Annotated in this window: 35 protein-coding genes; all 35 read left to right on the plus strand. The window is 65.5% G+C overall.

What is annotated here, in order from left to right:
- Nucleotides 1-3: 3 nt before the first annotated feature.
- The 35 genes from tuf to ACQPYK_RS06145 all read left to right on the plus strand — a co-directional run bounded on the left by tuf (nt 4) and on the right by ACQPYK_RS06145 (nt 19,893).
- Nucleotides 4-1,197 (plus strand): elongation factor Tu, encoded by a 1,194-nt coding sequence (gene tuf / locus ACQPYK_RS05975; RefSeq protein ID WP_012887829.1) that lies wholly within the window; start codon nt 4-6, stop codon nt 1,195-1,197.
- A gap of 304 nt (nt 1,198-1,501) precedes the next feature.
- Complete coding sequence (rpsJ, locus tag ACQPYK_RS05980; protein WP_012887830.1) at nt 1,502-1,810, plus strand: 30S ribosomal protein S10; 309 nt, start codon at nt 1,502-1,504, stop codon at nt 1,808-1,810.
- Between the two features lie 14 nt (nt 1,811-1,824).
- On the plus strand, nt 1,825-2,478 hold the full coding sequence (gene rplC / locus ACQPYK_RS05985; RefSeq protein WP_400703728.1) for a 50S ribosomal protein L3: 654 nt from the start codon (nt 1,825-1,827) through the stop codon (nt 2,476-2,478).
- Complete coding sequence (gene rplD, locus ACQPYK_RS05990) at nt 2,475-3,122, plus strand: 50S ribosomal protein L4 (RefSeq protein ID WP_433251450.1); 648 nt, start codon at nt 2,475-2,477, stop codon at nt 3,120-3,122. The genes rplC and rplD overlap by 4 nt, the downstream gene beginning before the upstream one ends.
- Entirely contained in the window at nt 3,122-3,424 is a 303-nt protein-coding gene (gene rplW / locus ACQPYK_RS05995; protein WP_433251453.1) for a 50S ribosomal protein L23, read from the plus strand. The genes rplD and rplW overlap by 1 nt, the downstream gene beginning before the upstream one ends.
- 91 nt (nt 3,425-3,515) lie before the next feature.
- Entirely contained in the window at nt 3,516-4,352 is an 837-nt protein-coding gene (gene rplB / locus ACQPYK_RS06000) for a 50S ribosomal protein L2 (protein ID WP_433251456.1), read from the plus strand.
- Between the two features lie 11 nt (nt 4,353-4,363).
- The gene (gene rpsS, locus ACQPYK_RS06005; protein ID WP_012887835.1) at nt 4,364-4,642 is read left to right on the plus strand and encodes a 30S ribosomal protein S19; all 279 of its coding nucleotides are present in this window, start codon (nt 4,364-4,366) and stop codon (nt 4,640-4,642) included.
- A gap of 115 nt (nt 4,643-4,757) precedes the next feature.
- Nucleotides 4,758-5,111 carry a 50S ribosomal protein L22 gene (gene rplV, locus ACQPYK_RS06010; RefSeq protein ID WP_012887836.1) on the plus strand — a complete coding sequence of 118 codons (354 nt, stop codon included), beginning with the start codon at nt 4,758-4,760 and terminating at the stop codon, nt 5,109-5,111.
- A complete protein-coding gene (gene rpsC, locus ACQPYK_RS06015) occupies nt 5,111-5,974 on the plus strand; it encodes a 30S ribosomal protein S3 (RefSeq protein WP_433251461.1) in 864 nt (287 codons plus the stop codon). Before rplV ends, rpsC begins: the two co-directional genes overlap by 1 nt.
- A 2-nt stretch (nt 5,975-5,976) precedes the next feature.
- Nucleotides 5,977-6,396, plus strand: a complete 420-nt coding sequence (rplP, locus tag ACQPYK_RS06020; protein WP_012887838.1) for a 50S ribosomal protein L16 — start codon at nt 5,977-5,979, stop codon at nt 6,394-6,396.
- A complete protein-coding gene (rpmC, locus tag ACQPYK_RS06025; RefSeq protein WP_012887839.1) occupies nt 6,396-6,632 on the plus strand; it encodes a 50S ribosomal protein L29 in 237 nt (78 codons plus the stop codon). Before rplP ends, rpmC begins: the two co-directional genes overlap by 1 nt.
- A complete protein-coding gene (gene rpsQ / locus ACQPYK_RS06030) occupies nt 6,625-6,906 on the plus strand; it encodes a 30S ribosomal protein S17 (protein WP_012887840.1) in 282 nt (93 codons plus the stop codon). Before rpmC ends, rpsQ begins: the two co-directional genes overlap by 8 nt.
- 37 nt (nt 6,907-6,943) lie before the next feature.
- Nucleotides 6,944-7,138, plus strand: a complete 195-nt coding sequence (locus tag ACQPYK_RS06035) for a hypothetical protein (protein ID WP_433251466.1) — start codon at nt 6,944-6,946, stop codon at nt 7,136-7,138.
- A gap of 27 nt (nt 7,139-7,165) precedes the next feature.
- Nucleotides 7,166-7,534, plus strand: a complete 369-nt coding sequence (gene rplN, locus ACQPYK_RS06040) for a 50S ribosomal protein L14 (RefSeq protein ID WP_012887841.1) — start codon at nt 7,166-7,168, stop codon at nt 7,532-7,534.
- Nucleotides 7,535-7,840 carry a 50S ribosomal protein L24 gene (gene rplX / locus ACQPYK_RS06045; protein ID WP_306859613.1) on the plus strand — a complete coding sequence of 102 codons (306 nt, stop codon included), beginning with the start codon at nt 7,535-7,537 and terminating at the stop codon, nt 7,838-7,840. It abuts the gene before it with no gap.
- On the plus strand, nt 7,840-8,421 hold the full coding sequence (gene rplE, locus ACQPYK_RS06050; protein WP_433251470.1) for a 50S ribosomal protein L5: 582 nt from the start codon (nt 7,840-7,842) through the stop codon (nt 8,419-8,421). Before rplX ends, rplE begins: the two co-directional genes overlap by 1 nt.
- 2 nt (nt 8,422-8,423) lie before the next feature.
- Entirely contained in the window at nt 8,424-8,609 is a 186-nt protein-coding gene (locus tag ACQPYK_RS06055) for a type Z 30S ribosomal protein S14 (RefSeq protein WP_012887844.1), read from the plus strand.
- A 144-nt stretch (nt 8,610-8,753) separates the two neighbouring features.
- Entirely contained in the window at nt 8,754-9,152 is a 399-nt protein-coding gene (rpsH, locus tag ACQPYK_RS06060) for a 30S ribosomal protein S8 (protein ID WP_355594192.1), read from the plus strand.
- Nucleotides 9,153-9,169: 17 nt separating this feature from the next.
- On the plus strand, nt 9,170-9,712 hold the full coding sequence (gene rplF, locus ACQPYK_RS06065; RefSeq protein WP_433251474.1) for a 50S ribosomal protein L6: 543 nt from the start codon (nt 9,170-9,172) through the stop codon (nt 9,710-9,712).
- A 2-nt stretch (nt 9,713-9,714) separates the two neighbouring features.
- A complete protein-coding gene (gene rplR / locus ACQPYK_RS06070) occupies nt 9,715-10,098 on the plus strand; it encodes a 50S ribosomal protein L18 (RefSeq protein ID WP_433251477.1) in 384 nt (127 codons plus the stop codon).
- Nucleotides 10,099-10,138: 40 nt separating this feature from the next.
- Nucleotides 10,139-10,771 (plus strand): 30S ribosomal protein S5, encoded by a 633-nt coding sequence (rpsE, locus tag ACQPYK_RS06075; RefSeq protein WP_012887848.1) that lies wholly within the window; start codon nt 10,139-10,141, stop codon nt 10,769-10,771.
- 3 nt (nt 10,772-10,774) lie between these two features.
- Nucleotides 10,775-10,957, plus strand: coding sequence for a 50S ribosomal protein L30 (gene rpmD, locus ACQPYK_RS06080; RefSeq protein ID WP_012887849.1), 183 nt, complete (start codon nt 10,775-10,777; stop codon nt 10,955-10,957).
- A 2-nt stretch (nt 10,958-10,959) separates the two neighbouring features.
- Nucleotides 10,960-11,415 (plus strand): 50S ribosomal protein L15, encoded by a 456-nt coding sequence (rplO, locus tag ACQPYK_RS06085; RefSeq protein ID WP_306859603.1) that lies wholly within the window; start codon nt 10,960-10,962, stop codon nt 11,413-11,415.
- Between the two features lie 176 nt (nt 11,416-11,591).
- Nucleotides 11,592-12,908 (plus strand): preprotein translocase subunit SecY, encoded by a 1,317-nt coding sequence (gene secY, locus ACQPYK_RS06090; protein WP_433251482.1) that lies wholly within the window; start codon nt 11,592-11,594, stop codon nt 12,906-12,908.
- Nucleotides 12,908-13,558, plus strand: a complete 651-nt coding sequence (locus ACQPYK_RS06095) for an adenylate kinase (protein WP_433251485.1) — start codon at nt 12,908-12,910, stop codon at nt 13,556-13,558. The genes secY and ACQPYK_RS06095 overlap by 1 nt, the downstream gene beginning before the upstream one ends.
- 120 nt (nt 13,559-13,678) lie before the next feature.
- The gene (gene map / locus ACQPYK_RS06100) at nt 13,679-14,503 is read left to right on the plus strand and encodes a type I methionyl aminopeptidase (protein WP_433251488.1); all 825 of its coding nucleotides are present in this window, start codon (nt 13,679-13,681) and stop codon (nt 14,501-14,503) included.
- 51 nt (nt 14,504-14,554) lie between these two features.
- Entirely contained in the window at nt 14,555-14,998 is a 444-nt protein-coding gene (locus ACQPYK_RS06105; protein WP_433251491.1) for a DUF1707 SHOCT-like domain-containing protein, read from the plus strand.
- 106 nt (nt 14,999-15,104) lie between these two features.
- Nucleotides 15,105-15,569: a hypothetical protein gene (locus ACQPYK_RS06110; protein ID WP_433251494.1), complete on the plus strand. Its 465-nt coding sequence runs from the start codon at nt 15,105-15,107 to the stop codon at nt 15,567-15,569.
- A gap of 146 nt (nt 15,570-15,715) precedes the next feature.
- Nucleotides 15,716-16,222 carry a hypothetical protein gene (locus ACQPYK_RS06115; RefSeq protein WP_433251497.1) on the plus strand — a complete coding sequence of 169 codons (507 nt, stop codon included), beginning with the start codon at nt 15,716-15,718 and terminating at the stop codon, nt 16,220-16,222.
- Between the two features lie 508 nt (nt 16,223-16,730).
- The gene (gene infA / locus ACQPYK_RS06120) at nt 16,731-16,952 is read left to right on the plus strand and encodes a translation initiation factor IF-1 (RefSeq protein ID WP_012887858.1); all 222 of its coding nucleotides are present in this window, start codon (nt 16,731-16,733) and stop codon (nt 16,950-16,952) included.
- A 24-nt stretch (nt 16,953-16,976) separates the two neighbouring features.
- Nucleotides 16,977-17,090, plus strand: coding sequence for a 50S ribosomal protein L36 (gene rpmJ, locus ACQPYK_RS06125; protein ID WP_003956441.1), 114 nt, complete (start codon nt 16,977-16,979; stop codon nt 17,088-17,090).
- Between the two features lie 211 nt (nt 17,091-17,301).
- Complete coding sequence (gene rpsM, locus ACQPYK_RS06130) at nt 17,302-17,682, plus strand: 30S ribosomal protein S13 (protein ID WP_344913759.1); 381 nt, start codon at nt 17,302-17,304, stop codon at nt 17,680-17,682.
- A gap of 45 nt (nt 17,683-17,727) precedes the next feature.
- Complete coding sequence (gene rpsK / locus ACQPYK_RS06135) at nt 17,728-18,132, plus strand: 30S ribosomal protein S11 (RefSeq protein WP_012887860.1); 405 nt, start codon at nt 17,728-17,730, stop codon at nt 18,130-18,132.
- 20 nt (nt 18,133-18,152) lie between these two features.
- On the plus strand, nt 18,153-18,779 hold the full coding sequence (gene rpsD, locus ACQPYK_RS06140; protein WP_433251501.1) for a 30S ribosomal protein S4: 627 nt from the start codon (nt 18,153-18,155) through the stop codon (nt 18,777-18,779).
- Nucleotides 18,780-18,876: 97 nt separating this feature from the next.
- Nucleotides 18,877-19,893 carry a DNA-directed RNA polymerase subunit alpha gene (locus tag ACQPYK_RS06145; RefSeq protein WP_433251504.1) on the plus strand — a complete coding sequence of 339 codons (1,017 nt, stop codon included), beginning with the start codon at nt 18,877-18,879 and terminating at the stop codon, nt 19,891-19,893.
- Nucleotides 19,894-19,895 lie beyond the last annotated feature (2 nt).

Below are 19,895 nucleotides of genomic sequence, written 5' to 3' on the forward strand. Positions count from 1 at the left end.
GCAGTGGCCAAGGCCAAGTTCGAGCGGACCAAGCCGCACGTAAACATCGGCACCATTGGACACATCGACCACGGCAAGACCACTCTGACCGCGGCGATCACCAAGGTGCTCCACGAGCGTTACCCGAACCTCAACGAGGCGACCCCGTTCGACAAGATCGACAAGGCGCCCGAGGAGAAGGCTCGTGGTATCACGATCTCCATCGCGCACGTCGAGTACCAGACCGAGCAGCGCCACTACGCTCACGTGGACTGCCCCGGTCACGCCGACTACGTGAAGAACATGATCACTGGTGCGGCTCAGATGGACGGCGCGATCCTCGTGGTCGCCGCCACCGACGGTCCGATGCCGCAGACGAAGGAGCACGTCCTCCTGGCCCGCCAGGTCGGCGTCCCCTACATCGTTGTCGCCCTGAACAAGGCCGACATGGTGGACGACGAGGAGATCCTGGAGCTCGTCGAGCTCGAGGTCCGTGAGCTTCTCTCGGCCCAGGAGTTCCCCGGCGACGACCTGCCCGTCGTCCGCGTCTCGGCGCTGAAGGCGCTCGAGGGCGACGAGAAGTGGGGCGACAGCATCATCGAGCTCATGACCGCTGTGGACGAGAACGTCCCGCAGCCGGCCCGTGAGACCGACAAGCCGTTCCTCATGCCGATCGAGGACGTCTTCTCGATCACCGGTCGTGGCACCGTTGTCACCGGTCGTATCGAGCGCGGCATCGTCAAGGTCAACGAGACCGTCGACATCATCGGCATCAAGGACACCAAGACCACCACCACGGTCACCGGTGTCGAGATGTTCCGCAAGCTCCTCGACGAGGGCCAGGCGGGCGACAACGTGGGTCTGCTCCTGCGCGGTATCAAGCGTGAGGACGTCGAGCGCGGCCAGTGCATCATCAAGCCGGGCACGACCACCCCGCACACCGAGTTCGAGGCTCAGGTCTACATCCTGTCGAAGGACGAGGGCGGTCGCCACACCCCGTTCTTCAACAACTACCGTCCGCAGTTCTACTTCCGTACGACTGACGTGACCGGTGTTGTGAACCTGCCCGAGGGCACCGAGATGGTCATGCCCGGTGACAACACCGAGATGTCCGTCTCGCTGATCCAGCCCATCGCGATGGAGGACGGTCTCAAGTTCGCCATCCGTGAGGGTGGCCGCACCGTCGGTGCGGGTCGAGTGACCAAGATCATCAAGTAGTACATCGCGGGGTGGCGGCCGGCCCTCATCGCAGGGTCGGCCGCCACACCACGAGGGGGCTCATGCCGTACGGCATGCGTCTCCGGCAGACCCCCACGAACCGTGATCTCGCAGTTGGTTCGGCCGCGAAGTGACCGAAGTAACTGCCAGATCACGGAAGAAAGCGCAGATCGACAGTGTCTGCTACGTGGGGCACGGAAGAGGAAGGCGCGCCTGCGAACGGTGCGACGGCCTCGACCATCACATAGCGGCAACAGGCCGCACGTAACTTTTTCAGACGACAGCGAAGGACACCGAGGCCATTATGGCGGGACAGAAGATCCGCATCCGGCTCAAGGCCTATGACCACGAGGTCATCGATAGCTCGGCCAAGAAGATCGTCGAGACGGTGACGAGGACTGGCGCTAAGGTCGCGGGCCCGGTGCCGCTGCCGACCGAGAAGAACGTGTACTGCGTCATCCGCTCGCCGCACAAATACAAGGACAGCCGCGAGCACTTTGAGATGCGCACGCACAAGCGGCTGATTGACATCATCGACCCGACGCCGAAGACGGTCGACTCGCTCATGCGACTCGACCTCCCCGCCGGCGTTGACATCTCGATCAAGCTCTGAGGGAACGCACTGACATGGCTAAGCAGATCAAGGGCGTCCTGGGCAAGAAGCTCGGCATGACCCAGGTCTTCGACGCGGACAACCGGATGGTCCCGGTGACCGTCGTCGAGGCTGGTCCGTGCGTCGTGACCCGCGTCCGCACCCCCGAGAAGGACGGCTACTCCGCCGTACAGCTCGGCTTCGGGCAGGTCGACCCGCGGAAGGTCAACAAGCCGCTCGGCGACTACCTGCGCAAGCACGACATCACCCCGCGCCGCTACTTCACGGAGATCCGTACCGACGACGCGAGCGACTACACCCTGGGCCAGGAGCTCCTCGCCGACACCTTCGAGGCCGGCCAGTTCGTCGACGTGACGGGCAAGAGCAAGGGCAAGGGTTTCGCCGGTGTCATGAAGCGCCACGGCTTCAAGGGCCTGAGCGCCTCGCACGGTACCCAGCGCAAGCACCGTTCGCCGGGTTCCATCGGTGGCTGCGCCACCCCGGGCCGCGTCTTCAAGGGCCTGCGCATGGCCGGTCGGATGGGTAACGTCCGTACCACCATCCAGAGCCTCAAGGTTCACGCCGTGGACGCCGAGAAGGGTCTCATCCTGATCAAGGGTGCGATTCCCGGCGCCAACGGCAGCCTGGTTCTCGTCCGTACCGCTGCCAAGAAGGGGGCTGCCAAGTGAGCACCATTGACGTCCTCGACGTGAGCGGGGCGAAGACCGGCACCGTCGACCTGCCCGGCGACATTTTCGGCGCCAAGGTCAACATTCCGCTGATCCACCAGGTCGTCGTGGCCCAGCTCGCCGCTCGCCGGCAGGGCACCCACAAGGCCAAGACCCGTGGTGAGGTCAGCGGAGGCGGCAAGAAGCCGTACCGCCAGAAGGGCACCGGCCGCGCCCGTCAGGGTTCGACCCGCGCCCCGCAGTTCGCCGGCGGTGGCATCGTCCACGGCCCGCTTCCCCGGGACTACTCCCAGAAGACCCCCAAGAAGATGAAGGCCGCCGCCCTGCGTGGCGCCCTCTCCGACCGGGCGGCCGGCGGCCGGATCCACGTGGTCAGCGCTCTGATCGAGGGGGAGACCCCCAAGACCAAGGCGGCTCTCGAGTCGCTGCGGAAGATCACCGACACTCGTAGCGTCCTGATGGTCGTCGATGAGGGTGACGAGCTCACCTGGCTGAGCCTGCGCAACGCTCCCGAGGTCCACCTGCTGGACGCCGGACAGCTGAACACCTACGACGTGCTCTGCTACGACGACGTCGTTTTCACTCAGGAGGCGTACGACCAGGTCGTCACGCGTCTGAGCAAGAGCGGGAAGGAAGACGCCTGATGGAGAAGATCGCCGACCCGCGCGACATCATCATCAAGCCGGTTGTGTCCGAGAAGAGCTACGGCCTGATCGACGAGCACAACAAGTACACGTTCCTGGTGCGGAAGACGGCCAACAAGACGCAGGTCAAGATCGCCATCGAGCAGATCTTCGGCGTCAAGGTGGCCAGCGTCAACACCATCAACCGCCAGGGCAAGCGCAAGCGGACCAAGGCCGGCTACGGCCAGCGCCCCAGCACCAAGCGCGCGATCGTGAGCCTGGTCGAAGGCGACCGGATCGACATTTTCGGCCAGGTCGGCTGACCCGCTCGCTCAGTAAGTACAGGGTGAACGCCCCTCGCTGTGAGGCGAGGGGCATTCTCCCGGATTAACCGACGAAGGATGAACGAAAAAGATGGGCATCCGTAAACTCAAGCCGACGACCCCGGGTCGACGCGGCGCCAGCGTCTCGGACTTTGCCGAGATCACGCGCAGCACGCCCGAGAAGTCGCTGCTTGCACCCCTGCACAGCAAGGGTGGCCGTAACGTCCACGGCCGGGTCACCACCCGCCACCAGGGTGGCGGGCACAAGCGTGCTTACCGGATCATCGACTTCCGGCGCCACGACAAGGACGGGATCCCGGCGAAGGTCGCTCACATCGAGTACGACCCGAACCGCACGTCCCGCATCGCTCTGCTGCACTACGCCGACGGGGAGAAGCGCTACATCCTCTGCCCGACCGGCCTCAAGCAGGGCGACCTGATCGAGAACGGCCCCACGGCCGACATCAAGCCGGGTAACTGCCTCCCGCTGCGCAACATCCCGACCGGTACCTTCATCCACGCGGTGGAGCTCCGTCCGGGTGGTGGCGCCAAGCTGGGCCGGTCCGCCGGTGCGCAGATCCAGCTGCTCGCCAAGGAGGGCCAGTACGCCACGCTGCGTATGCCCTCCGGCGAAATGCGCCAGGTCGACGTTCGCTGCCGGGCCTCCATCGGCCAGGTCGGCAACGCCGAGCAGGCCAACATCAACTGGGGCAAGGCCGGCCGTATGCGGTGGAAGGGCAAGCGCCCCACCGTCCGCGGTGTCGCGATGAACCCGGTCGACCACCCGCACGGTGGTGGTGAGGGTAAGACCTCCGGCGGTCGTCACCCCGTCAACCCCAAGGGCAAGCCCGAGGGTCGTACTCGTGCGGCGAACAAGGCCAGCGACCGGCTGATCATCCGCCGTCGTACCAAGCGGAAGAAGCGGTAGGAGCAGCCAAAATGCCACGTAGCCTTAAGAAGGGTCCCTTCGTGGACGACCACCTTCAGAAGAAGGTGGATGTCCAGAACGAGAAGGGCACCAAGAACGTCATCAAGACGTGGTCGCGGCGCTCCATGATCGTGCCCGACATGCTCGGTCACACGATCGCCGTACACGACGGCCGCAAGCACGTCCCGGTGTTCGTCACCGAGTCGATGATCGGCCACAAGCTCGGTGAGTTCGCGCCGACGCGGACGTTCCGCAGCCACGTCAAGGAAGACCGCCGCAGCCGGCGGTAAGCGCCTTAGGGAGAGAAAGTCGAGCCGGGAACGGCCGGGCAGCGGCAGCTGTACCGATCGTTGCGAGGCGAGATGGACTCGACCATACGAAGCAGAAGGTTAAGAGGAGTAAGCGATGGAAGCCAGGGCTCAGGTGCGGTTCGCGCGCCACACGCCCATGAAGGCCCGCCGTGTGGTGGACCTCATTCGCGGGCTGCCCGCTTCGGAGGCGCAGGCCGTGCTGCAGTTCGCTCCCCAGTCGGCGAGCGAGACCGTGTACAAGGTGCTGTCCAGCGCCATTGCCAACGCGGAGCACAACTTCAAACTCGACCGCGACACGCTCTTCGTGAGCCGTGCGTGGGTCGATGAGGGCCCGACGCTGAAGCGGTTCCGTCCCCGCGCTCAGGGTCGTGCCTATCGGATCAACAAGCGGACCAGCCACATCACCGTGATCGTGGAGTCCCGCGAGCCGAAGGGGAGGACCCGCTAGTGGGTCAGAAGGTTAACCCGCACGGGTTCCGCCTCGGCATCACGACCGACTTCAAGAGCCGGTGGTATGCCGACAAGCTCTACAAGTCGTACGTTGCCGAGGATGTGGCGATCCGCCGCATGCTCAAGAAGGGCATGGAGCGGGCCGGCATCTCCAAGGTGGAGATCGAGCGGACCACCGACCGGGTTCAGGTCGACATTCACACCGCCCGTCCGGGCATCGTCATCGGCCGCCGCGGCGCCGAGGCCGACCGGATCCGCGGTGACCTCGAGAAGCTGACCAAGAAGCAGGTCCAGCTGAACATCCTCGAGGTCAAGAACCCCGAGATCGACGCGCAGCTCGTCGCTCAGGGTGTGGCCGAGCAGCTGTCCAGCCGTGTCTCGTTCCGTCGCGCCATGCGCAAGGCGATGCAGTCGGCCATGAAGAGCGGCGCCAAGGGCATCCGGGTGCAGTGCTCCGGTCGTCTGGGCGGCGCCGAGATGTCCCGTTCGGAGTTCTACCGCGAGGGCCGCGTGCCCCTGCACACGCTCCGCGCCGACATCGACTACGGCCTCTACGAGGCCCGTACCACCTTCGGCCGTATCGGTGTGAAGGTGTGGATCTACAAGGGTGAGGCTCCGACCAGCCGCGCCGAGCGTGAGGCGGCCGCCGCCGGTGCTCGTGCGGGCCAACGTCGGGACCGTGACGACCGTCGCGGCCCCGGTGCCGGTGGCGACCGTCCCCGTCGTGGTGGTGGCGCCGGTGGCGACCGCCCCCGTCGTGGCGGTGCCGCTCGTGGCGACCGTGCCCCCAGGAACGAGGCGGCCTCGCAGGCTGCCCCCGAGACCGGCCCGGCTGCGCAGCCGGGTGCTGAAGGGAGCTGACCATGCTGATCCCGCGCAGGGTCAAGCACCGCAAGCAGCACCGGCCCGACCGTCACGGCGCCGCCAAGGGTGGCACCAGGGTCGTGTTCGGCGAGTTCGGCATTCAGGCGCTTGAGCACTCCTATGTGACCAACCGCCAGATCGAGTCGGCTCGTATCGCCATGACTCGTCACATCAAGCGTGGCGGCAAGGTCTGGATCAACATCTACCCGGACCGTCCCCTCACCAAGAAGCCGGCCGAGACCCGCATGGGTTCCGGTAAGGGTTCGCCGGAGTGGTGGATCGCCAACGTCAAGCCCGGTCGCGTCATGTTCGAGCTGTCGGGTGTCGCCGAGCCGGTGGCTCGCGAAGCCCTGCGTCGTGCGATGCACAAGCTCCCGATGAAGTGCCGGTTCGTTAAGCGTGAAGTGGGTGAGGCGTGATGGCTAAGGGCCTGACCGCCGGTGAGCTGCGGGTGGAGGACCAGGACACCCTGGTTCAGAAGCTGAAGGAAGCCAAGGAGGAGCTGTTCAACCTCCGCTTCCAGGCCGCAACCGGCCAGTTGGAGAGCCACGGGCGGTTGCGTGCCGTCCGCCGCGAGATCGCCCGTATCTACACCGTGATGCGCGAGCGGGAGCTCGGCATTGTTACGGTTGAGAAGGAGTCGATCGATGGCTGAGACAGCTGAGAGCACAACCGAGACGCGGAACTACCGCAAGACCCGCGAGGGTCTGGTCGTCAGCGACAAGATGGACAAGACTGTCGTCGTCGCTGTCGAAGACCGCGTCAAGCACCCCTTGTACGGCAAGGTCATCCGTCGGACGACCAAGTACAAGGCGCACGACGAGGCCAACGCCTGCGGCGTCGGCGACCGCGTTCTCCTGATGGAGACCCGGCCGCTGTCGGCCAGCAAGCGCTGGCGGGTCATCGAGATTCTCGAGAAGGCCAAGTAAGAAACGCGCCTCGTGGGGGGTGACCCGGTCACCCCCCATGCTGGTGTCCAAGGGGGTGGAGTTGATCTCCGCCCCGCCTGCGACGTGCGGTTCGCGGGAGAGCAGGTCCGGCCGGCACGGCGGGGGGCGCAAGCCGTACCGCGACAGTGCCGGGCAGGGCGGGCTCGACCAGGCAGGACTGTCGCCGGAGGAACAAGACCACATCAGTTCCGCAAGGCTCACCACCGGGTGAGAACCAGCGAGACAAACAGGAGTTCAAGTGATCCAGCAGGAGTCGCGACTCAAGGTCGCCGACAACACGGGTGCGAAGGAAGTTCTTTGCATCCGTGTGCTCGGTGGCTCGGGTCGGCGCTACGCGGGAATCGGCGACATCATCGTCGCCACGGTCAAGGACGCCATTCCTGGCGGCACCGTGAAGAAGGGCGACGTCGTCAAGGCGGTCATCGTCCGTACTGTCAAGGAGCGCCGCCGGCCCGACGGCTCCTACATCCGCTTCGACGAGAACGCCGCCGTCATCATCAAGGACAGCGGTGACCCTCGTGGCACGCGTATCTTCGGCCCCGTCGGACGTGAGCTGCGTGACAAGAAGTTCATGCGCATCATCTCGCTCGCGCCGGAGGTGTTGTAAATGCCGAAGCTTCATGTGAAGAAGGGTGACCTGGTTCAGGTCATCGCCGGCAAGGACAAGGGTGCCAAGGGTCGTGTGATCGCCGCCCTCCCGCGCGAGGAGCGCGTGGTGGTCGAAGGCGTCAACATGATCAAGAAGCACTCCAAGGAGACCAACCAGGGCCCGCGTGGCGCCAAGACCGGCGGCGTGCAGACCATGGAGGCTCCCATCCACGTGAGCAACGTCAAGAAGCTCAAGGATGACGAGAAGCCTGCCAAGAAGGAGTCGGCCAAGGCCGCCTCTGACGAGTCGGGTGAGGACAACTGATGACCGCCAACACCACTGAGTCCGTCGAGACGCGGCCCGTTCCGCGGCTCAAGCAGCGCTACCGCGAAGAGATCATCGCGAAGCTGAACGAGCAGTTCGGGTTCGAGAACATCATGCTGGTCCCCACGATCACCAAGATCAAGGTGAACATGGGTGTCGGCGAGGCCGCGCGCGACTCGAAGCTCATCGACGGCGCCGTCCGTGACCTCACCGTGATCACCGGCCAGAAGCCGGCGGTCGTCCGGGCCCGTAAGTCCATCGCCCAGTTCAAGCTGCGCGAGGGCATGCCGATCGGTGCGCACGTCACGCTCCGCGGCGACCGCATGTGGGAGTTCCTGGACCGGCTGCTGTCGCTGGCGCTGCCGCGTATCCGTGACTTCCGCGGCCTGTCGCCCAAGCAGTTCGACGGCAACGGCAACTACACCTTCGGTCTCACCGAGCAGGTCATGTTCCACGAGATCGACCAGGACAAGGTCGACCGTCAGCGTGGTATGGACATCACGGTCGTGACCACCGCTAAGACCGACGACCAGGGCCGGGCGCTGCTGAAGCTTCTCGGTTTCCCCTTCAAGGAGGCCTGATCATGGCGAAGACGTCGCTCAAGGTCAAGGCTGCTCGCAAGGCCAAGTTCGAGGTCCGGGCGTACACTCGGTGCTCGCGCTGTGGTCGTCCCCGCGCCGTCTACAGGAAGTTCGGCCTGTGCCGCATCTGCTTCCGCGAGATGGCGCACCGGGGCGAGCTGCCTGGCATCACCAAGTCCAGCTGGTAGCAGTCCGCGCGGTCCGGTGGACGCCACCGGACCGCGCGGTACCCAGCCGCACATAGATAGTCGTATTCACCGGGCGCTGCCTCAAGCGCCCATGACCGCACCGTAGGTCCCTTGCGGAAACCGCGGTGAGGAAGGCCACCGGCCATGACGATGACCGACCCGATCGCAGACATGCTCACGCGTCTGCGAAACGCGAACTCGGCGTACCACGACACCGTGGCCATGCCGTACTCGAAGATCAAGGCGCACATCGCCGAGATCCTTCAGCAGGAGGGTTACATTCAGGCCTGGAGCGTCGAGGACGCCAAGGTCGGAAAGAACCTCGTGGTGGAGCTCAAGTTCGGGCCGAGCCGTGAGCGGTCGCTCTCGGGCCTGCGCCGGGTTTCCAAGCCCGGCCTGCGGGTCTATGCGAAGAAGGACAACCTGCCCCGGGTCCTGGGTGGACTGGGCGTCGCGATCATCTCGACGTCCGGCGGCCTCATGACCGACAAGCAGGCCGGCAAGCGTGGAGTGGGCGGGGAAGTCCTCGCCTTCGTTTGGTAGAAGGGAGAAATCACAGCATGTCACGAATCGGACGGCTGCCCATCCCTGTACCGAACGGCGTGGACGTCGCCATCGACGGCCGGGATGTCACGGTCAAGGGCCCCAAGGGCACGCTCTCTCACACGGTCGCGGAGCCGATCGACGTCGCCAAGGGCGACGACGGCACCGTCACCGTCTCTCGTCCCAGTGACGAGAACAAGGTCCGTGCGCTGCACGGCCTGTCCCGCACGCTGATCGCCAACATGGTGACCGGTGTGACCCAGGGTTACTCCAAGACCCTGGAGATCGTGGGCGTCGGTTACCGCGTTCAGGCCAAGAGCCCGACTCAGCTCGAGTTCGCTCTCGGCTTCAGCCACCCGGTGATCGTCGACGCCCCCGAGGGTGTCACCTTCCGCGTTGAGAAGCCGACCCTGTTCCACGTGGACGGCATCGACAAGCAGAAGGTCGGCGAGATCGCCGCGAACATCCGCAAGTTGCGCAAGCCCGACCCGTACAAGGGCAAGGGTGTGCGTTACCAGGGCGAGGTTATCCGCCGCAAGGTCGGAAAGGCTGGTAAGTAGGCATGGCTGGCAAGACTGCGTTCGGCAAGCACACGGCCGCCCGCGCCGTCTCGCGGGCCCGCCGCCACGGCCGAGTCCGCAAGAAGGTGGTCGGCACGGCCGCGCGTCCGCGCATGGTCGTCAACCGCTCCACGCGACACCTGTTCGTGCAGATCGTCGACGACGCCCAGGGCCACACGCTGGTGAGCGCCTCCACCATGGAGTCCTCCCTGCGTGCCGACTCCGGCGCGAAGACCGACAAGGCGAAGCAGGTCGGCGAGCTTCTCGCTCAGCGGGCCAAGGCTGCCGGGATCTCCGCGGTCGTGTTCGACCGTGGCGGAAACCGTTACGCGGGTCGCATCGCGGCCCTCGCGGACAGCGCCCGCGAAGGCGGGCTGGAGTTCTGATGGCCCGTCCTAACAAGAGCAACGAGAAGAGGAACCACTGATGGCTGGAGCTCCGCGTCGCGGTGGCGCCGCCGGTGGCGAGCGGCGTGACGGTCGTCGTGACGATCGCCGCGGTGGCAACGCTGACAAGGGCGTCTCGTACATCGAGCGCGTCGTAAAGATCAACCGAGTGGCCAAGGTCGTGAAGGGTGGTCGTCGCTTCAGCTTCACCGCCCTCGTCATCGTCGGTGACGGCAACGGCATGGTCGGCGTCGGCTACGGCAAGGCCAAGGAAGTCCCCGCGGCCATCGCCAAGGGCGTCGAAGAGGCCAAGAAGCACTTCTTCCGGGTGCCCCGCATCCAGGGCACCATCCCGCACATCGTGCAGGGTGAAGAGGCCGCGGGTGTCGTCTTCCTCCGTCCGGCCTCGCCCGGTACCGGCGTCATCGCCGGTGGCCCGGTGCGCGCCGTGCTGGAGTGCGCCGGCATCCACGACGTGCTGTCCAAGTCGCTCGGCTCGGACAACCCGATCAACATCGTGCACGCCACCGTGGCCGCTCTGAAGGGCCTCAGCCGCCCCGAGGAGATCGCGGCCCGTCGTGGCCTGCCGATCGAGGATGTCGCCCCCAAGGCCATGCTCAAGGCTCGCGCCGAGGGCATCGCGGAGGCCGCGGCGGCTAAGGCGGTGAGCTAGCCGATGGCACGCCTGAAGATCACCCAGGTTCGTTCCAAGATCGGTGGCAAGCAGAACCAGCGTGACTCGCTGCGTTCACTCGGTCTGAAGCGCATCGGCGATGTCGTCGTCAAGGAGGACCGCCCGGAGATCCGCGGCATGGTCACCGTGGTGACGCACCTCGTCACCGTGGAAGAGGTCGACTAGACATGGCAGAGAACAGTCCGCTCCGTATCCACCACCTGCGTCCGGCTCCCGGCGCCAACAAGTCGAAGGTCCGCAAGGGCCGCGGCGAGGCGTCCAAGGGCAAGACCGCCGGTCGTGGCACCAAGGGCACGACGGCCCGGAACAAGGTTCCCCTCGGCTTCGAGGGTGGCCAGGTTCCGCTCCAGCGTCGTCTGCCCAAGATGAAGGGCTTCTCCAACGCCCTGTTCAAGACGACCTACCAGGTCGTCAACCTGGACAAGCTCGGCGAGCTGTTCCCCGAGGGTGGCGACGTCACCGTCGAGACGCTGGTCGCCAAGGGCGCGGTCCGCAAGAGGCAGCTCGTGAAGGTTCTGGGAACCGGCGAGATCTCCGTGGCGTTGAACGTGCAGGCGCACGCCTTCTCCGCCAGTGCCAAGGAGAAGATCGCGGCTGCCGGGGGCTCCGTCTCCGAGCTGTAGGCATAATGACGTGGCGCGGGGGCTCGTAATGGGCCCCCGCGCCCGTAGTGCGTTAGAGTTCGCTGGATAGTGGGCCTCAACTCATTTCCGCGGGCTCGCTGACTTGAGATAGCAAAGATGGACCACCCCCGAACCATCGCTGACCGACCTCGCCTTTCAGGCGCGCAGGAGGGACCGTGCTGACCGCGTTTACCCGAGCGTTCCGTACGCCGGACCTGCGCAAGAAGTTGCTCTTCACATTGGGCATCATCGCGCTGTTCCGGCTCGGCTCGGTTCTTCCGACTCCGGGTGTCAATAACGAAAACATCGCCCGATGCCTCCAGCAGGCACAGTCCGGCGATGCCGGCAACATCTACGGCATGGTGCAGCTGTTCAGCGGTGGCGCCTTGCTGAAGCTGTCGGTGTTCGCGCTCGGCATCATGCCGTACATCACCGCGAGCATCATCCTTCAGCTTCTGGTGGTGGTGATCCCTCGCCTGGAAGCCCTCAAGAAGGAGGGCCAGGCCGGACAGACCAAGATCACCCAGTATACGCGTTACCTGACGATCGGTCTGGCGATCCTCCAGTCGACCGCCTTCATCGCCCTCGCGCGCACCGGGCAGCTCTTCCCGCAGTGCCGTGAGGAGATCCTGCTGGACAAGGACAACGTCTTCACCATCGTCACGATGGTGCTGACGATGACCGCCGGCACCGCCGTCATCATGTGGCTGGGCGAGCTCGTCACCGACCGCGGCGTCGGCAACGGCATGTCCATCCTGATCTTCACCCAGGTCATCGCGGTCTTCCCGGCCGAGCTGCTGACCATCGCCCGGACGAAGGGCTTCTTCGTCTTCGCGGTGGTGATCGTGACAGGTATCGCGATGATCGCGCTGGTGGTCATGGTCGAGCAGGCCCAACGCCGGGTGCCGGTGCAGTACGCCAAGCGCATGGTCGGCCGCCGGATGTACGGCGGGACCTCGACCTACATCCCGCTGAAGGTCAACCAGGCGGGCATCATCCCGGTCATCTTCGCCTCCTCGCTGCTCTACCTTCCGCAGCTGGTCACGACGCTCTTCAGTAACTCCCAGCAGGAGCCCAGCGCGATCGTCCAGTGGATCCAGCAGAACCTGGTCAGGGGCGACACACCGATCTACATGCTCACCTTCTTCCTGCTGATCGTCTTCTTCACCTACTTCTACGTGTCCATTACCTTCAACCCCGTTGAAGTCGCCGACAACATGAAGAAGTACGGTGGGTTCATCCCGGGTATCCGCCCGGGCCGGCCGACGGCTGAGTACTTGAACTACGTGCTCACGCGGCTCACCGCTCCAGGTGCGCTCTATCTGGGCCTGATCGCCATGGTGCCGATCATCGCCCTGGCGGTCGTCGGTGCGAGTCAGAACTTCCCGTTCGGAGGGACGAGCATTCTGATCATGGTTGGTGTCGGCCTTGACACCGTGAAGCAGATCGAGAGCCAGCTTCAGCAGCGCAATTACGAAGGCTTCCTGAAGTAGTGCGTCTCGTCCTGGTGGGGCCCCCCGGAGCGGGTAAGGGGACGCAGGCCCAGTTCATCGCATCTAACCTGTCCATCCCGAAGATCTCGACAGGTGACATCTTCCGTGCCAACGTCTCGGGCGGTACGGAGCTCGGCAAGCTTGCCAAGGAATACATGGACCGCGGAGACCTCGTACCCGACGAGGTCACCATCGCGATGGTCCGCGACCGACTCTCAGAGAGCGACGCGCAGGACGGTTTCCTGCTCGACGGCTTCCCCAGGAACGTGCCCCAGGCCGAGATCCTGAAGAAGATGCTCGCGGAGTTCGGCGTCGCTCTCGACATCGTCCTGGAGCTCGTGGTCGACGACGACGAGGTCGTGCGCCGGCTGGCCGGTCGCCGCACCTGCAGCCAGTGCGGCCGCATCTGGCACGTCGACTTCGACGACAAGAAGGACGACGTCTGCGACGCCTGCGGTGGGCGGCTTTACCAGCGGGACGACGACAAGGAGCAGACCGTCCGGCATCGGCTGGAGGTCTACCAGGAGCAGACCGCTCCGCTGGTCTCCTTCTACGCCGACGAGGGCATCCTGGTCGGGGTGGACGCGACCGGCCCGGTGGAAGAGGTCACCCAGCGCGCGATGGAGGCCCTGGGCCCCTTCACGGACTAGAAGAGCATCCATTCAGCACGCCACCCATGGGTTCCCATGGGTGGCGTGCTGTCGTTTAGGGCACAATCGGGGGAATTGAGCTCCCGGATTGCCCGTTGAACCACCCCAGGGGGTGCGCACGTGTTCAAGAAGCACAAGCATGGAATTCAGGTAAAGACACCTGAGCAACTGGAGAAGATGCGGGCGGCGGGTCTGGTGGTCGGCCGGACGTTGCAGTTGCTCCGTGAAAGCGTCCGGCCGGGGATGACCCCGCTGGATCTCGACGTGATCGCCGAAAAGGCGATCCGGGACGAGGGAGCGATCCCCTCCTTCAAGGGATACCAGGGGTTCCCCGCCACGATCTGCGCGTCGGTCAACGACGAGGTCGTCCACGGCATCCCGAGCAACAGGCGTGCGCTGCAGGAAGGCGACGTCATCTCCATCGACTGCGGCGCCATTCTCGAAGGCTGGCACGGCGATTCGGCCATCACGGTTCCCGTCGGCGAGGTGGACCCCAAGCTGACCGAGCTGATGCGGGTCACCGAGGAGGCCATGTGGCGGGGTATCGCCGCGCTCACCGTCGGCCGTCACCTGTCCGACATCGGCCACGAGGTGGAGAAGTACGTCCGCTCCCAGGGCCGCTACGGCATCCCCCAGGAGTACGGCGGGCACGGCATCGGTACCGAGATGCACATGGACCCGTGGGTCGCCAACCACGGCAAGCCCGGCCGGGGGCCGCGCTTCGAGCCGGGCATGTGCTTCGCCGTCGAGCCGATGGTGAACCTCGGCACCGACCGGACCAAGGTGCTGTCGGACGACTGGACCGTCATCACCGTCGACGGCAAGGCCTCGGCGCACTTCGAACACAGCGTCGCGGTGACACATAATGGACCTTGGGTACTGACCGCGCTTGACGGGGGAGAAGAGCGGCTTGCCGACCTGTTGGGAGACGCGGGCAAGGTGTGAGCACCGCCCGCCGGCGAGCGGATGTGGTTGATGATGGCGGCTGGTCCGGAGATGCGGGCATCGGACGGGGACCGGGACAAGGTCGCCTCGGTCCTGCGGGAGCACTACGCGCAGGGCCGCCTCACCGTCGAGGAGTTCGACGAGAGGCTGGAACAGCTCTACACGAGCAAGACCTACGGCGAGCTGGCCACGCTCACCTCCGACCTGCCCGACGTCGACCTGCGCGAGCTGTCAGTGCCGCAGATCCGCCGTCCAGAGCGCCGGGAGCGCCGTGGGCGCCGCGACGTCCAGCAGACACAGCGCAAGGGCCTGACGGCGATGTGGGCCACCTGGGCGGCGGCGAGCGGCATCAACTGGGCGGTCTGGCTCATCCTCGGCGTGACTGACGGCTTCGACTTCCCCTACCCCTGGCCGCTGTGGGTGATGGGGCCGTGGGGAGTGATGTTGCTGGTCACCACCTTCCTCACCGGCCTGGGCAACAGCCGGAATCGGTAATAGTCCACGCTCGGGGTCGAGTGTGCATTCCTCCACAGAAGTCCGGGTTCAATCTTCCTAACGTGAGCGGTGTCCGAACAGCAGGACCCCTTCTCAGGAGGAAGACATGCGGAAGATCCGTACCCTTCTCACCGGTGCCGCTCTGGCCGGTTCGCTCGCCGCCGGTCTGGCCGTGACCCCCGCCCAGGCCGCGACGGCCGGCGCGTCCGCCGCCCAGCAGGTGCAGGGCCCGAGCAAGCACTTCTTCGGCCCCTATTATTCCGGGTTCGGCGCCGGCGAGGACTTCGGTCACCGGTCCTATTTCAAGGGCTACTGGTACAAGGACGGCGGCCGCTACTGGTTCTTCGGTGACCTGTTCGACCGTGACCGTGACCGCGAGTACAGCTATGTGTGGTTCAAGTGGCACGACCGGTCCGGCTACCACACCAAGGTGTTCAAGACTTTCGGACACCAGCGCTTCGCCGGCTACGGCGGATTCAGGAGAAGCGGCGGCTTCGACGACTTCAAGATCCGTGTCTGCGAGGGCCGCGACAAGTTCGACGACTGCGGCGGCTGGGGCGACGCGTTCTAGGAACGCCGACCGCGTGAACCCTCCGATGGCATGGTCATCGGAGGGTTTTTCGCGTTGTGTCAGAGCTTTACCGCCCGTGACAGTTGGCCCGGACGAGACGGGGTAAGTGATCGTTGTCGGGGCAGGCCATGAGGTGGGGGTGGGCGATGGGCCTCGGGCAAGACCCCGTGGTGACGGCCGCAGTCATGGCGGGCAGCGTGCTGGCCGTCCTGTTCACAAGTGGCATGAGCGGTGTCGACGATGTGAACGTCACACCGTCGACCGTCCGGCCGGGACAGAGCGTCAGCATCACCGCGGACTCGTGCGGTGTTCCGGCGACCGCCTACTCGGCGGCGTTCAGCGCCACCTCGGCACGGCTCAGCCATCGCGCTCACGCCATGCAGGGCGCCGCCCGGATCAGCCCGCACGCCGCACCCGGCACCTACGCCATCACGATCCGCTGCGTCCGGGGCGGGCCGTACAACGGCACCTTCGTCGTGGGCGAGGCCCATCCGACCGGCACCCCGAACACCGGTGGCGGTGGGGTCGCGATGACCGTCGCCGACCACACCACGCGCACCGCCTGGCTCTTCGGGGCGTTGAGCGCGACCGTGACGGTCCTGGGCGCGAGCTTCGTGCTGGCGCGCGAACGCCGTAAGCGAGCCGATCACTAGACCTCCGTGCCCGGCCGGGACGGTTTATGCTGCCCATCGGCGGGGCCGCGTTCCGGGCGGGCACGGACCACCCCTCCGCCCTGTCGGTCTCCCGCGGGCGCGGCCGGATCATCCCTCCGCCCTGTCGGTCTCCCGCGGGTGCGGCCGGGCCCTCGCGTTCGCGGCGGTCCGCGGCGTCGCCGTACCGGGGGAGTGAGGGACGTCGACCGGTGGCCTGCGGCGGCGGCTTCGACCAGGCCATACGTTCCCGTGAGGACAACGTCATCGTTCAGGCCGTGTACGGTGACGGATATCTCGTCGTGGATCTGGGGTATCCTGAGTAGCGGTTGTGTCAATGCGCCGGCCGTGTGTTTCGCATTTCCTCGCCCGGTGCCGTACACTCCTTCTTCGGTTCACTATGACCATTGCGCATCGGCGGTGTCGCAACCGCCGCTCTCATCGAAGCGCTGGGTCGCGGCTGCTTAGTGTTCCGAAGCCTCAGACGACCGATCAGTGAAACGCGAGGGACATGGCCAAGAAAGACGGCGCCATCGAGATCGAGGGCACTGTGGTTGAGTCGCTCCCGAACGCGATGTTCCGGGTGCAGCTCGATAACGGCCATAAGGTCCTGGCCCACATCAGCGGGCGGATGCGGATGCACTACATCCGGATCCTTCCTGACGACAGGGTTGTCGTCGAACTGAGCCCCTACGACCTCAGTCGTGGGCGGATCGTCTACCGATACAAGTAAGCGTCTGAGGGACGAATAAGGACTATGAAGGTCAAGCCGAGCGTCAAGAAGATCTGCGACAAGTGCAAGGTGATTCGCCGGCACGGTCGCGTCATGGTGATCTGCGACAACCTGCGCCACAAGCAGCGTCAGGGCTAGTCACGGAAAAAAGGTCTTGCAAGAGTCCGCTCCTTGGTGGCGGACTCGACCCATGTGAGGCCACAAAGTAATCGCGTTTCACACCTGCGTAGGCGGCCGGCGGCCGTACCCCGCAGGAGACCCCCGGTCGGAGGCCGGGGCCCTCACCCCGGGCATGGGGAGGGGAAGTGAGGCGCAGGACCTCCGCCATAAAGAAGGAGAATGCCCGACCATGGCTCGCCTGGTTGGCGTCGACCTCCCCCGCGACAAGCGGCTGGAGATCGCTCTCACCTACATTTTCGGAATCGGCCGCACGCGTGCGCTCGAGACCCTCAAGGCCACCGGCGTCAGCGGCGACCTCCGTGTCCACCAGCTCACGGACGAAGAACTCGTTCCGCTGCGTGACTACATCGAGGCGAACTACAAGATCGAGGGTGACCTCCGTCGCGAAGTTCAGGCCGACATTCGTCGCAAGATCGAGATTCAGTGCTACCAGGGCATCCGGCACCGCCGTGGCCTTCCCGTGCACGGTCAGCGTACGCAGACCAACGCGCGTACCCGCAAGGGCAAGAAGAAGACCGTGGCCGGCAAGAAGAAGCCCGGTAAGAAGTAGTCCGCGCAGCCGCAGGACCGAAGACCTCAGGAGTGAAGGCAAAGAATGCCTCCTAAGAGCCGCCAGGGTGCCCCGAAGAAGGTGCGCCGCAAGGAAAAGAAGAACGTCGCTCACGGGCACGCCCACATCAAGAGCACGTTCAACAACACGATCGTTTCGATCACCGACCCGAGCGGGAACGTGATCTCCTGGGCCAGCGCCGGCCACGTCGGGTTCAAGGGCTCCCGTAAGTCCACCCCGTTCGCCGCGCAGATGGCCGCCGAGAACGCCGCTCGCCGCGCCATGGAGCACGGCATGCGCAAGGTCGACGTCTTCGTCAAGGGCCCCGGTTCCGGTCGTGAGACCGCCATCCGTTCGCTGCAGGCGACCGGCCTCGAGGTTGGCTCCATCCAGGACGTCACCCCCGTGCCGCACAACGGCTGCCGTCCGCCCAAGCGCCGTCGCGTCTGACGCCCAGGAGAAGATAGAAAATGGCTCGTTACACGGGTGCGGACTGCAAGCTCTGCCGTCGGGAGAAGACCAAGCTCTTCCTCAAGGGCAAGAAGTGCGAGTCCGCGAAGTGCCCCATCGAGATCCGTCCTTACCCGCCGGGTGAGCACGGCCGTGGCCGGCCCAAGGAGTCTGAGTACCAGCTCCAGCTTCGTGAGAAGCAGAAGACCCGCCGCATCTACGGCGTCCTCGAGAAGCAGTTCCACAACTACTACGAGGAAGCCAACCGCAAGACCGGCAAGACCGGCGAGAACCTCCTCCAGATCCTGGAGAGCCGTCTCGACAACGTGGTCTACCGCGCCGGTTTCGCCGAGTCCCGCGACGCCGCTCGCCAGCAGGTCCGTCACGGCCACATCCTGGTGAACGGCAAGAAGGTCGACATCCCGTCGTACCGCGTTCGCGAGCACGACATCGTCGAGGTCCGCGAGAAGTCGCGCAACCTTCTGCCTTACGAGGTCGCCCGCGCCACCGCCGGTGACAAGACGTACCCGGCCTGGCTGGGCGTCGCTCCGGAGGCCATGCGCGTCCTGATCCACCAGCTCCCGGTCCGTCAGCAGATCGACACCCAGGTCCAGGAGCAGCTGATCGTCGAGCTCTACTCCAAGTAGTAGCTCACGCGGGTGCCGTGCGGTTCGCCGTACGGCACCTATGCTGTTGTTCGAGCGACGTCAAATAGCGGGCGTCGTCACGAAGGGGAGAACCCACATGCTGATCGCTCAGCGTCCGACCCTCGTCGAGGAATCCCTCGAGGAGACCCGGTCGAAGTTCATCATCGAGCCGCTGGAGCCGGGTTTCGGCTACACCATCGGCAACTCGCTGCGGCGCACGCTGCTGTCGTCCATCCCGGGCGCGGCCGTGACCAGTATCCGCATCGAGGGCGTGCTGCACGAGTTCTCGACCGTGCCGGGTGTCAAGGAGGATGTCACCGACATCATCCTGAACCTCAAGGAGCTGGTCGTCTCCTCCGAGCACGACGAGCCCGTGGTGATGTACCTGCGCAAGCAGGGCCCCGGTGACGTCACCGCCGCCGACATCGCGCCCCCGGCCGGTGTCGAGGTGCACAACCCCGAGCTGCGCATCGCCACGCTGAACGGCAAGGCGAAGCTGGAGATGGAGCTGACCGTCGAGCGCGGTCGCGGCTACGTCTCCGCGGCGCAGAACAAGCAGCCGGGCCAGGAGATCGGCCGTATTCCGATCGACTCCATCTACTCCCCGGTGCTCAAGGTCACCTACAAGGTCGAGGCGACCCGTGTCGAGCAGCGCACCGACTTCGACCGTCTGATCCTGGACGTCGAGACCAAGCCGTGCATGAAGCCCCGTGACGCGGTGGCCTCCGCCGGCAAGACCCTCGTCGAGCTGTTCGGTCTCGCCCGCGAGCTGAACGTCGAGGCCGAGGGCATCGACATCGGCCCGTCGCCGACGGACGCGGCTCTGGCCGCCGACCTGGCGCTGCCGATCGAGGAGCTGAACCTCACGGTTCGTTCCTACAACTGCCTCAAGCGCGAGGGCATCCACACCGTGGGTGAGCTCGTCGCCCGCAGCGAGCAGGACCTGCTGGACATCCGCAACTTCGGTGCGAAGTCCATCGAAGAGGTCAAGCAGAAGCTGCACGAGATGACGCTCGCACTGAAGGACTCCCCGCCCGGGTTCGACCCCAGCGCGGTGGCCGGCGGTGGCTACGACGACGACGACAGCGCGTACGTCGAGACCGAGCAGTACTGAGC

It is taken from the genome of Streptosporangium sp. CA-135522 (assembly GCF_050949235.1).
In the GTDB taxonomy this organism is placed as follows: domain Bacteria; phylum Actinomycetota; class Actinomycetes; order Streptosporangiales; family Streptosporangiaceae; genus Streptosporangium.

Excerpts from the sequence above, each read along its gene's own strand:
- rplO (WP_306859603.1), top strand. The coding sequence starts at position 10,960 with ATGGCAGAGAACAGTCCGCTCCGTATCCACCACCTGCGTCCGGCTCCC.
- rpsM (WP_344913759.1), top strand. The coding sequence starts at position 17,302 with ATGGCTCGCCTGGTTGGCGTCGACCTCCCCCGCGACAAGCGGCTGGAG.
- ACQPYK_RS06145 (WP_433251504.1), top strand. The coding sequence starts at position 18,877 with ATGCTGATCGCTCAGCGTCCGACCCTCGTCGAGGAATCCCTCGAGGAG.
- infA (WP_012887858.1), top strand. The coding sequence starts at position 16,731 with ATGGCCAAGAAAGACGGCGCCATCGAGATCGAGGGCACTGTGGTTGAG.
- ACQPYK_RS06115 (WP_433251497.1), top strand. The coding sequence starts at position 15,716 with ATGGGCCTCGGGCAAGACCCCGTGGTGACGGCCGCAGTCATGGCGGGC.
- rplF (WP_433251474.1), top strand. The coding sequence starts at position 9,170 with ATGTCACGAATCGGACGGCTGCCCATCCCTGTACCGAACGGCGTGGAC.
- rpsE (WP_012887848.1), top strand. The coding sequence starts at position 10,139 with ATGGCTGGAGCTCCGCGTCGCGGTGGCGCCGCCGGTGGCGAGCGGCGT.
- ACQPYK_RS06105 (WP_433251491.1), top strand. The coding sequence starts at position 14,555 with ATGCGGGCATCGGACGGGGACCGGGACAAGGTCGCCTCGGTCCTGCGG.
- rpsD (WP_433251501.1), top strand. The coding sequence starts at position 18,153 with ATGGCTCGTTACACGGGTGCGGACTGCAAGCTCTGCCGTCGGGAGAAG.
- rpsQ (WP_012887840.1), top strand. The coding sequence starts at position 6,625 with ATGGCTGAGACAGCTGAGAGCACAACCGAGACGCGGAACTACCGCAAG.
- rplR (WP_433251477.1), top strand. The coding sequence starts at position 9,715 with ATGGCTGGCAAGACTGCGTTCGGCAAGCACACGGCCGCCCGCGCCGTC.
- rpsS (WP_012887835.1), top strand. The coding sequence starts at position 4,364 with ATGCCACGTAGCCTTAAGAAGGGTCCCTTCGTGGACGACCACCTTCAG.
- ACQPYK_RS06035 (WP_433251466.1), top strand. The coding sequence starts at position 6,944 with ATGCTGGTGTCCAAGGGGGTGGAGTTGATCTCCGCCCCGCCTGCGACG.
- rplP (WP_012887838.1), top strand. The coding sequence starts at position 5,977 with ATGCTGATCCCGCGCAGGGTCAAGCACCGCAAGCAGCACCGGCCCGAC.
- ACQPYK_RS06055 (WP_012887844.1), top strand. The coding sequence starts at position 8,424 with ATGGCGAAGACGTCGCTCAAGGTCAAGGCTGCTCGCAAGGCCAAGTTC.
- rplW (WP_433251453.1), top strand. The coding sequence starts at position 3,122 with ATGGAGAAGATCGCCGACCCGCGCGACATCATCATCAAGCCGGTTGTG.
- rpsH (WP_355594192.1), top strand. The coding sequence starts at position 8,754 with ATGACGATGACCGACCCGATCGCAGACATGCTCACGCGTCTGCGAAAC.
- rpmD (WP_012887849.1), top strand. The coding sequence starts at position 10,775 with ATGGCACGCCTGAAGATCACCCAGGTTCGTTCCAAGATCGGTGGCAAG.
- rplB (WP_433251456.1), top strand. The coding sequence starts at position 3,516 with ATGGGCATCCGTAAACTCAAGCCGACGACCCCGGGTCGACGCGGCGCC.
- rplC (WP_400703728.1), top strand. The coding sequence starts at position 1,825 with ATGGCTAAGCAGATCAAGGGCGTCCTGGGCAAGAAGCTCGGCATGACC.
- rplV (WP_012887836.1), top strand. The coding sequence starts at position 4,758 with ATGGAAGCCAGGGCTCAGGTGCGGTTCGCGCGCCACACGCCCATGAAG.
- rplE (WP_433251470.1), top strand. The coding sequence starts at position 7,840 with ATGACCGCCAACACCACTGAGTCCGTCGAGACGCGGCCCGTTCCGCGG.
- rpsK (WP_012887860.1), top strand. The coding sequence starts at position 17,728 with ATGCCTCCTAAGAGCCGCCAGGGTGCCCCGAAGAAGGTGCGCCGCAAG.
- rpsJ (WP_012887830.1), top strand. The coding sequence starts at position 1,502 with ATGGCGGGACAGAAGATCCGCATCCGGCTCAAGGCCTATGACCACGAG.
- rpmJ (WP_003956441.1), top strand. The coding sequence starts at position 16,977 with ATGAAGGTCAAGCCGAGCGTCAAGAAGATCTGCGACAAGTGCAAGGTG.
- rplX (WP_306859613.1), top strand. The coding sequence starts at position 7,535 with ATGCCGAAGCTTCATGTGAAGAAGGGTGACCTGGTTCAGGTCATCGCC.
- rpmC (WP_012887839.1), top strand. The coding sequence starts at position 6,396 with ATGGCTAAGGGCCTGACCGCCGGTGAGCTGCGGGTGGAGGACCAGGAC.
- ACQPYK_RS06110 (WP_433251494.1), top strand. The coding sequence starts at position 15,105 with ATGCGGAAGATCCGTACCCTTCTCACCGGTGCCGCTCTGGCCGGTTCG.